This is a genomic window from Rhodococcus sp. AD45-ID (genome assembly GCF_003023755.1).
Taxonomy (GTDB): Bacteria; Actinomycetota; Actinomycetes; order Mycobacteriales; family Mycobacteriaceae; genus Rhodococcus_F; species Rhodococcus_F globerula.
Genome location: NZ_PYHL01000002.1, coordinates 174,345 through 182,500 on the forward strand (window position 1 = coordinate 174,345; position 8,156 = coordinate 182,500).

General features: G+C 62.0%; 10 protein-coding genes (1 of these 10 only partly in view). 9 read left to right on the forward strand and 1 reads right to left on the reverse strand.

Going from position 1 to position 8,156, the window contains the following annotated elements; all coding sequences use genetic code 11:
* Positions 1–124 precede the first annotated feature (124 nt).
* From atpB to C7T36_RS17005, 9 genes are all read left to right on the forward strand, one after another.
* The gene (gene atpB / locus C7T36_RS16965; RefSeq protein ID WP_045071318.1) at positions 125–949 is read left to right on the forward strand and encodes a F0F1 ATP synthase subunit A; all 825 of its coding nucleotides are present in this window, start codon (positions 125–127) and stop codon (positions 947–949) included.
* An 80-nt stretch (positions 950–1,029) separates the two neighbouring features.
* Positions 1,030–1,278, forward strand: coding sequence for an ATP synthase F0 subunit C (locus C7T36_RS16970; protein ID WP_033236102.1), 249 nt, complete (start codon positions 1,030–1,032; stop codon positions 1,276–1,278).
* A 9-nt stretch (positions 1,279–1,287) separates the two neighbouring features.
* Complete coding sequence (locus tag C7T36_RS16975) at positions 1,288–1,848, forward strand: F0F1 ATP synthase subunit B (protein WP_033236103.1); 561 nt, start codon at positions 1,288–1,290, stop codon at positions 1,846–1,848.
* Positions 1,849–1,853: 5 nt separating this feature from the next.
* Positions 1,854–2,678: a F0F1 ATP synthase subunit delta gene (locus C7T36_RS16980; protein ID WP_033236104.1), complete on the forward strand. Its 825-nt coding sequence runs from the start codon at positions 1,854–1,856 to the stop codon at positions 2,676–2,678.
* A gap of 62 nt (positions 2,679–2,740) precedes the next feature.
* On the forward strand, positions 2,741–4,384 hold the full coding sequence (atpA, locus tag C7T36_RS16985; protein WP_033236105.1) for a F0F1 ATP synthase subunit alpha: 1,644 nt from the start codon (positions 2,741–2,743) through the stop codon (positions 4,382–4,384).
* Positions 4,385–4,432: 48 nt separating this feature from the next.
* A complete protein-coding gene (locus tag C7T36_RS16990) occupies positions 4,433–5,416 on the forward strand; it encodes a F0F1 ATP synthase subunit gamma (protein WP_033236106.1) in 984 nt (327 codons plus the stop codon).
* Between the two features lie 3 nt (positions 5,417–5,419).
* A complete protein-coding gene (gene atpD / locus C7T36_RS16995) occupies positions 5,420–6,871 on the forward strand; it encodes a F0F1 ATP synthase subunit beta (protein WP_003941349.1) in 1,452 nt (483 codons plus the stop codon).
* A 6-nt stretch (positions 6,872–6,877) separates the two neighbouring features.
* Positions 6,878–7,246, forward strand: coding sequence for a F0F1 ATP synthase subunit epsilon (locus tag C7T36_RS17000; protein ID WP_033236107.1), 369 nt, complete (start codon positions 6,878–6,880; stop codon positions 7,244–7,246).
* Positions 7,247–7,295: 49 nt separating this feature from the next.
* Positions 7,296–7,718 carry a DUF2550 domain-containing protein gene (locus C7T36_RS17005; protein ID WP_033236108.1) on the forward strand — a complete coding sequence of 141 codons (423 nt, stop codon included), beginning with the start codon at positions 7,296–7,298 and terminating at the stop codon, positions 7,716–7,718.
* Positions 7,719–7,732: 14 nt separating this feature from the next.
* Here C7T36_RS17005 and C7T36_RS17010 read toward each other — a convergent pair whose 3' ends face one another.
* Positions 7,733–8,156, reverse strand: partial view of a cob(I)yrinic acid a,c-diamide adenosyltransferase gene (locus C7T36_RS17010; RefSeq protein WP_045071314.1) — the 3' portion only. 149 nt of this gene lie beyond the right edge of the window; only the last 424 of its 573 coding nucleotides appear in the window; its start codon lies off the right edge, out of view; the stop codon is at positions 7,733–7,735.

Consider the following 8,156-nt stretch of genomic DNA (forward strand, 5'->3'; position numbering starts at 1 on the left):
AGTCGACGAGAGTCGCCGACACCGACAGAAGCCAGACCCCCGCGAGGGTTCTCCAGCAACTGACGAATGCGCGAGTCGAACTTGTCGACTTGTAGATCGTCAATGTCCGATCGAACCGCAGTCAATGATGGCTGCGGACCGACTACGGGAGAGAACGCTGAGCGTCACCACCCTGGCCGCCGTGGAGTTCCACGCGCCGTCACTAGACGATTTTTTCCCCGAATCAGTACTGATTCACGCGGGTCCGTTCGAGCTCGACCGACTGATGCTCATCCGCATTCTGATGTCGGTGTTGGTAGCAGCGTTCTTCGCAATTGCGATGCGCAGCCCGCGGTTGATTCCGCGTGGTGTGCAGAACGTAGCCGAGATCGCGTTGGACTTCGTTCGCGTGCAGATCGCTGAAGACGTTCTCGGTAAGGAACAGGGCAAGCGATTCCTGCCCGTCATTGCCACGATCTTCTTCGTCGTCATCGCCAACAACGTCTCCGCGATCATCCCCTTCTTGAACATCTCACCGAACGCGCGTATCGGTATGCCGTTGGTTCTCGCGGCACTCGCATACATCGTCTTCAACTACGTGGGCATCAAGAAGTACGGCTTCTTCAAGTACGTGAAGAGCAGCATCGTTGTGCCCGGCGTTCCGACTGCCCTGCACTTCCTGCTGATCCCGATCGAGTTCATCTCGACGTTCGTCCTGCGCCCCTTCACGTTGATGGTTCGTCTTATGGCCAACATGTTGGCCGGCCACATCCTGCTGGTGCTGTTCCTCGGAGCAACGAACTTCTTTGTCCTCAACGGCGGCTTCCAGGCACTCTTCGGTGTTGCCTCCCTGGCCGCGGCTATCGCCTTCACCTTCTTCGAAATCCTGGTGATCGTGCTGCAGGCCTACGTTTTCTCTCTGCTGGCCGCGGTCTACATCGACCTCGCCTTGCACGCCGAAGATCACTGACCACACCACATTTCAGCTACACCAAGAACTGAGCCTTTCGTCGACACCGGCGAAGGTCAACTGAAAGGGAATGGAACACCATGAGCGTCGCTTACCTGGCACAGGAAGTTGCCGAGCAGACCATCACCAACAAGGGTTATGGCGCCATCGGCTACGGCCTCGCGGCAATCGGCCCCGGCATCGGTATCGGCATCGTTGTCGGTAAGGCAATCGAGGGCATGGTTCGCCAGCCCGAGATGGCCGGACAGGTTCGTACCACCATGTTCCTCGGTATTGCATTCACCGAGGCCCTCGCGCTGATCGGCCTCGTCGCCGGCTTCATTTTCTAAGAGACCGACATGGCAGCCACCATTACTCTGCTCGCGGCCGCTGAGGGTGAGACTCACAACCCTCTCGTGCCCGCGACGTACGACATCGTATGGTCCATCGTCTGCCTCGTCGTTGTCGGTTTTGTCTTCTGGAAGTTCGTACTTCCGATGTTCCAGAAGGTCCTTGCCGATCGCACCGAGCAGATCGAGGGCGGGATCAAGAAGGCCGAAGAGGCACAGGCCGAGGCAAAGGACGCGCTAGAGCAGTACCGCGCGCAGCTTGCCGAAGCTCGCACCGAGGCCGCGCAGATCCGTGAGGAAGCGCGCACCCAGGGTCAGCAGATCATTGCTGACATGAAGGTTCAGGCGCAGGAGGAGAGCGATCGCATCGTGGCCGCAGGCCACAGCCAGCTCGTCGCCCAGCGTCAGCAGATCGTCGCTGAGCTCCGCTCGGATCTCGGCAAGACCGCTGTAGACCTGGCCGAGAAGGTCATCGGAGAGTCCCTCGCCGACGACGTGAAGCGTGCCGGAACGGTTGATCGATTCCTCAACGAGCTCGACGCCGTCAGCGCTGATTCAGCCAGGAAGTGAGCAACATGTACGCAGCGAGCCGTGAATCCTTGGCGCAGACGCGTTCTGCGCTGAGCAGCGCCCTGGGCGCAGTCTCTGCAGGTGCCGCTACCGCGGCCGCTGCGCAGGCTGGGTCCGAGCTCTTCTCGGTGGTCGAGGTACTTGACGGCCAGCGCGCTCTTCGCAGCGCGCTGGCTGACGCTTCGGCACCGGTCGCTGGTCGCCAGGGCTTGGCTGAGCAGTTGTTCTCCGGAAAGGTCGGCGCGGAAGCGCTGGCAACCGTGAAAGCAGCTGCAGGCCAGGATTGGTCAGCGGGCCGCGACTTGGTCAACTCGCTCGAACTGCTCGGCCGCGAAGCTCTGCTCCGCGCCGCAGCAGATCAGGGTCAGTTGGACACCGTCGAGGACGAGCTGTTCCGTCTCGGCCGCATCGTGGCAGGGGATCCCAGCCTGGAGCAGACGCTCTCGGATCTGTCGGTTCCCGCAGCCCGCAAGCGTGAGTTCCTTTCGCGCCTGCTCTACGGCAAGGTCACCGCGGTCACCGAGGCACTTGCCGGACAGGCCGTCGGCCGGTTGAAGTCTGCACCCGCAGACACTTTCGACCAGCTGTCGAATCTTGCCGCCGCGCAGCGTGATACCGCTGTTGCCCACGTGCGCAGCGCTTCGGCGTTGAGTGCGGAGCAGACGGATCGTTTGACGAGCACACTTACCCGCACCTACGGGAAGCCGGTAACCGTGCACGTCGAGATCGATCCCGCACTTCTCAGCGGCTTGGTCGTCCGGGTGGGCGACGAGGTCATCGACGGTAGTGCAGCGGGACGACTCGCAGCACTGCGGAAGAACCTCAAATAGTCCTTCAGCCGAACACACACTCCAGATCTTTTCGAAGACCAGATACCGAGAGCAGGAAAAACATGGCGGAGCTGACGATCTCCTCCGACGAGATCCGTAGCGCGATCGACAACTACACCGCGAGCTACTCCCCGGAGGCCTCCCGTGAGGAGGTCGGCACAGTGACCGACACCAGTGACGGCATTGCGCACGTCTCTGGCCTGCCTTCGGCTATGTCCAACGAGCTGTTGGAGTTCCCCGGTGGAATCGTCGGCGTCGCGCTCAACCTGGATGCCACCGAAATCGGTGCAGTCATCCTGGGTGACTACCAGAACATTCAAGAAGGCCAGGAAGTAAAGCGCACGGGCGACGTTCTGTCGGTTCCCGTCGGCGACGCTTTCCTCGGCCGCGTCATCGACCCGTTGGGTGCTCCCATCGACGGCCTCGGCGAGATCGAGAGCACTGAAAACCGTGCACTCGAACTGCAGGCCGCTTCGGTGCTCGAGCGCCAGCCGGTCGAAGAGCCGCTCCAGACCGGTATCAAGGCTATCGACGCCATGACCCCGATCGGCCGCGGCCAGCGCCAGCTCATCATCGGCGACCGCAAGACCGGCAAGACCGCGGTCTGCATCGACGCGATCCTGAACCAGAAGGCCAACTGGGATTCCGGCGATGTCAACAAGCAGGTTCGCTGCATCTACGTTGCCATCGGTCAGAAGGGCTCCACCATCGCGGGCGTCAAGGCTGCCCTCGAGGAGAAGGGCGCGATGGAGTACACCACCATCGTTGCTGCTCCGGCTTCTGATTCCGCAGGCTTCAAGTGGCTCGCACCGTACACCGGCTCGGCCATCGGCCAGCACTGGATGTACCAGGGCAAGCACGTTCTGGTCGTGTTCGACGACCTGACCAAGCAGGCAGAGGCGTACCGCGCCATCTCGCTGCTGCTGCGTCGCCCGCCGGGACGTGAGGCATACCCCGGTGACGTCTTCTACTTGCACTCCCGTCTGCTGGAGCGTTCGGCGAAGCTGTCCGACGCACTCGGTGGCGGCTCGCTGACGGCTCTGCCGATCATCGAGACCAAGGCAAACGACGTCTCGGCATACATCCCGACCAACGTCATTTCCATCACCGACGGCCAGGTCTTCCTCGAGTCCGACCTGTTCAACAAGGGCGTTCGCCCCGCGATCAACGTCGGTATCTCGGTCTCCCGCGTCGGTGGCGCTGCACAGACCAAGGGCATGAAGAAGGTTTCCGGTTCGCTGCGTCTGGAACTGGCTCAGTTCCGTGAGCTCGAAGCGTTCTCCGCCTTCGCATCCGATCTCGACGCTGCCTCCAAGGCTCAGCTCGAGCGCGGTGCCCGTCTGGTCGAGCTGCTCAAGCAGGATCAGTACAGCCCGATCCCCGTCGAAGACCAGATCATCTCGATCTACCTCGCCGGCGAAGGCACCTTCGACAGCGTCCCGATCGGCGACGTCCGTCGCTTCGAGAAGGAACTGCTCGAAGACCTCAAGCACTCGGCTGCAGGCGTTTACTCCAGCATCAACGGCGGTAAGGCACTCGATGCCGACAACGCTGCTGCGCTGATCGCTGCAACCGACAAGTTCAAGGAAGGCTTCATCGCATCCGACGGAAGCCGGGTCGTGAACGAAGCCGAGGCCGACGCTCTGGGCGCAGACGAGGTCGCGAACGAGCAGATCAACGTCAAGCGCAAGACCGTCAGCAAGTGACGCACGCGCCCATGACACTGCGAATTCCGAAGGGAGAGTGATTGATCGATGGCAAGCATTCTCGAATTGCGGTCCCGTATCAAGTCGGTCAACTCGACCAAGAAGATCACCAAAGCACAGGAACTGATCGCGACTTCGCGTATCACGAAGGCTCAGATTCGCGTCGCCGCATCCAAGCCGTATGCCGAGGAGATCACGAAGGTACTCACCGAATTGGCGAGTGCGTCTGCTTCGCTCGATCACCCGCTGCTCAACGAGCGTCCGGAGCCCAAGCGGGCTGCGGTGCTCGTTGTCACCAGTGACCGCGGCATGTGTGGTGGCTACAACTCCAACGTCCTCAAGCAGGCAGAAGAGCTCATGGCTCTGCTCCGCACCGAGGGCAAGGAGCCGGTTGTCTACGTGCTCGGTTCCAAGGGACTCGGTTACTACACCTTCCGTGGCCGCGACATCGGTGCTGCGTGGACGGGCTTCTCGCAGGATCCGGGTTACTCGGATGCCGCGAAGGCCAGCCGCCACCTGGTGGAGCTCTTCATGGCAGGTTCGGGCAACCAGGTCGACGCTCCGAACGGCGAAGGCACCATCGAGGGCGTCGACGAACTCCATATCGTCTACACCCGCTTTGTGTCGATGCTGACCCAGACCCCCGAGGTTCGCCGTATGGCTCCCCTCGAGGTGTCCGTGTCCGAAGAGCGCATCGAACTCGGCGACGACATGCTGACCAACGGTCACGACGACGACCACTCCACCGGTCCCGTCGCTGACTTCAGCTTCGAGCCCGAGCCGGAGAAACTGCTCGGCGCACTTCTGCCGAAGTACGTCAGCACGCGTATCTTCTCGTCGCTTCTCGATGCTGCGGCATCGGAGTCGGCAGCCCGTCGTACCGCTATGAAGGCCGCGACGGACAACGCAAACGAACTGGTGAACACGTTGAGCCGTCAGGCCAACCAGGCTCGCCAGGCCCAGATCACCCAGGAAATCAGCGAGATCGTCGGCGGCGCCAACGCGCTCGCCTCGAGCGCAGGAAGTGACTAGCACATGACCGCAGCAGTAACCGAAAACAACGGGGCAGGTTCGGCTTCGGCCGTAGCCGGCCGCGTCGTGCGGGTCATCGGTCCCGTCGTGGACGTTGAATTCCCGCGTGGCGCTGTTCCTGAACTGTTCAACGCCCTGAACGCCGAGATCACGCTTCCCTCGGTCGCCAAGACGCTGACGCTCGAGGTTGCTCAGCACCTCGGTGACAACCTGGTCCGCACCGTCTCCATGCAGCCCACCGACGGCCTGGTCCGCGGCACTGCAGTGACCGACTCGGGCAAGCCGATCTCGGTTCCCGTCGGTGACGTCGTCAAGGGCCACGTGTTCAACGCACTGGGTGATTGCCTCGACACACCCGGCCTCGGCCGTGACGGCGAGCAGTGGGGCATCCACCGCAAGCCACCAGCCTTCGATCAGCTCGAAGGTAAGACCGAGATCCTCGAGACCGGCATCAAGGTCATCGACCTTCTCACCCCGTACGTCAAGGGTGGAAAGATCGGTCTGTTCGGTGGTGCCGGCGTCGGCAAGACCGTTCTGATCCAGGAAATGATCACGCGTATCGCTCGCGAGTTCTCGGGCACCTCGGTGTTCGCAGGCGTCGGTGAGCGTACCCGTGAGGGCACCGACCTCCACCTGGAAATGGAAGAGATGGGCGTCCTCCAGGACACCGCCCTTGTCTTCGGCCAGATGGATGAGCCGCCCGGAACGCGTATGCGCGTCGCCCTGTCCGCACTGACGATGGCGGAGTACTTCCGCGACGTTCAGGGCCAGGACGTCCTGCTGTTCATCGACAACATCTTCCGCTTCACGCAGGCAGGTTCCGAGGTTTCCACCCTCCTCGGCCGTATGCCTTCGGCAGTGGGCTACCAGCCCACGCTTGCGGACGAGATGGGTGAGCTCCAGGAGCGCATCACCTCGACCCGTGGTCGTTCGATCACGTCGCTGCAGGCTATTTACGTGCCCGCCGACGACTACACCGACCCCGCGCCGGCTACGACGTTCGCGCACCTCGATGCCACCACCGAGCTCTCGCGCCCGATTTCGCAGATGGGTATTTACCCCGCTGTGGATCCGCTGAGCTCGACCTCCCGCATCCTGGAGCCCGGCATCGTCGGTGCCGAGCACTTCCGCGTTGCCAACGAGGTCAAGCGCATCCTGCAGAAGTACAAGGAACTGCAGGACATCATCGCCATCCTCGGTATGGACGAGCTTCAGGAAGAGGACAAGGTCCTCGTGGGCCGCGCCCGTCGTATCCAGAAGTTCCTCGGCCAGAACTTCATCGTTGCCGAGAAGTTCACCGGTGAGCCCGGCTCCGTCGTGCCGCTTCGCGACACCATCGAAGCCTTCGACCGCGTCTGCAAGGGCGAGTTCGATCACCTTCCCGAGCAGGCATTCAACAGCTGTGGTGGACTCGACGACGTCGAGGCTGCAGCCAAGAAGATGGCCGGGAAGTAGTCCACGATGGCTGAGATGACCGTAGAACTCGTTGCCGTCGAGGAGCGCTTGTGGTCGGGTACGGCGACGCTGGTCAGCGCTCAGACGACTGAGGGCGAGATCGGCATCATGCCTGGGCATGAGCCGGTTCTCGGCCAGCTCATCGAGGGCGGCACCGTGTCGATCACGTCTGTCGACGGTGAGCGCATCGTCGCAGCAGTTCACGGCGGTTTCCTGTCGGTGACGGCTACCACCGTCACGATTCTGGCCGAGTCCGCGGACATGGCCGAGGACATCGACGTGAGCGCTGCCAAGGCAGTACTCGCTGACACCCAAGCCGACGACGAGGCGATTGCGGTCGCCAAGGGTCAGCTTCGGGCAGTCGAGCGCGCGTAGTTAATCAGAGCAAAGCCGCGACGGGAGCCGACGAACAGTGACATTCGGAATGACTGTGTTGATCATTCTGGTTGTGCTGCTCGCGGTTCTCGTCGCGGCTTTTCTGTACCGTCTGGTGATCCTGCGCCGCGGTGGTACGGCAGCACTTCTTCGTGTTCTGCCCTCTCCGGGGGACAGCGGGTGGCGACACGGAATCATTCGCTACGGCGAAAGCTCCTTCGTATTCTTCAAACTTTCTTCTCTCCGGCCCGGTCCGGATTCACGTGTCGACCGTCAAGGCATCGAGGTCGAGAGCCGTCGCTCTCCCTCCGGTACCGAATTCGACATCATGAGTGACGACATCGTTGTCCTGCGTCTGCGTGATGGGTCGTCGAACTACGAAATCGCTTTGGACAGTGGAGCGTTGACCGCGTTCCTGTCCTGGGTGGAATCTCGGCCAGACGGGCGTGCCCGCAGGCGACGTACCGCCTGACCGGAGGTGCGGCGTCAGGCGCCGGCGCCTGGCTTCCAGAGAACATCACCGTTCGGATTGGCAACTCTTCCCATGATGAAGAGCAGATCCGACAATCTGTTGAGGTATTTGGCGGGCAGAACGCTCGTGTCGTCAGGGTGCGCATCGATAGCCGACCACGCCGCTCGTTCGGCTCGGCGAGATACGGTCCGAGCAACGTGCAGTAGAGCTCCCAACGGCGTTCCGCCGGGCAGAATGAACGAATTCAGCGGTGCCAGTTCATCATTGAGCTCGTCGCACCAGCCTTCGAGGCGATCGATGTATGCCTGGGTAACGCGCAGCGGCGGGTATTTGGGATTCTCGACGACCGGGGTGGACAGGTCGGCTCCCGCGTCGAAGAGGTCGTTCTGAATCTGTCGAAGTATCGCCGTCAGACTCTCCGATGGATTGCCGAGGGCC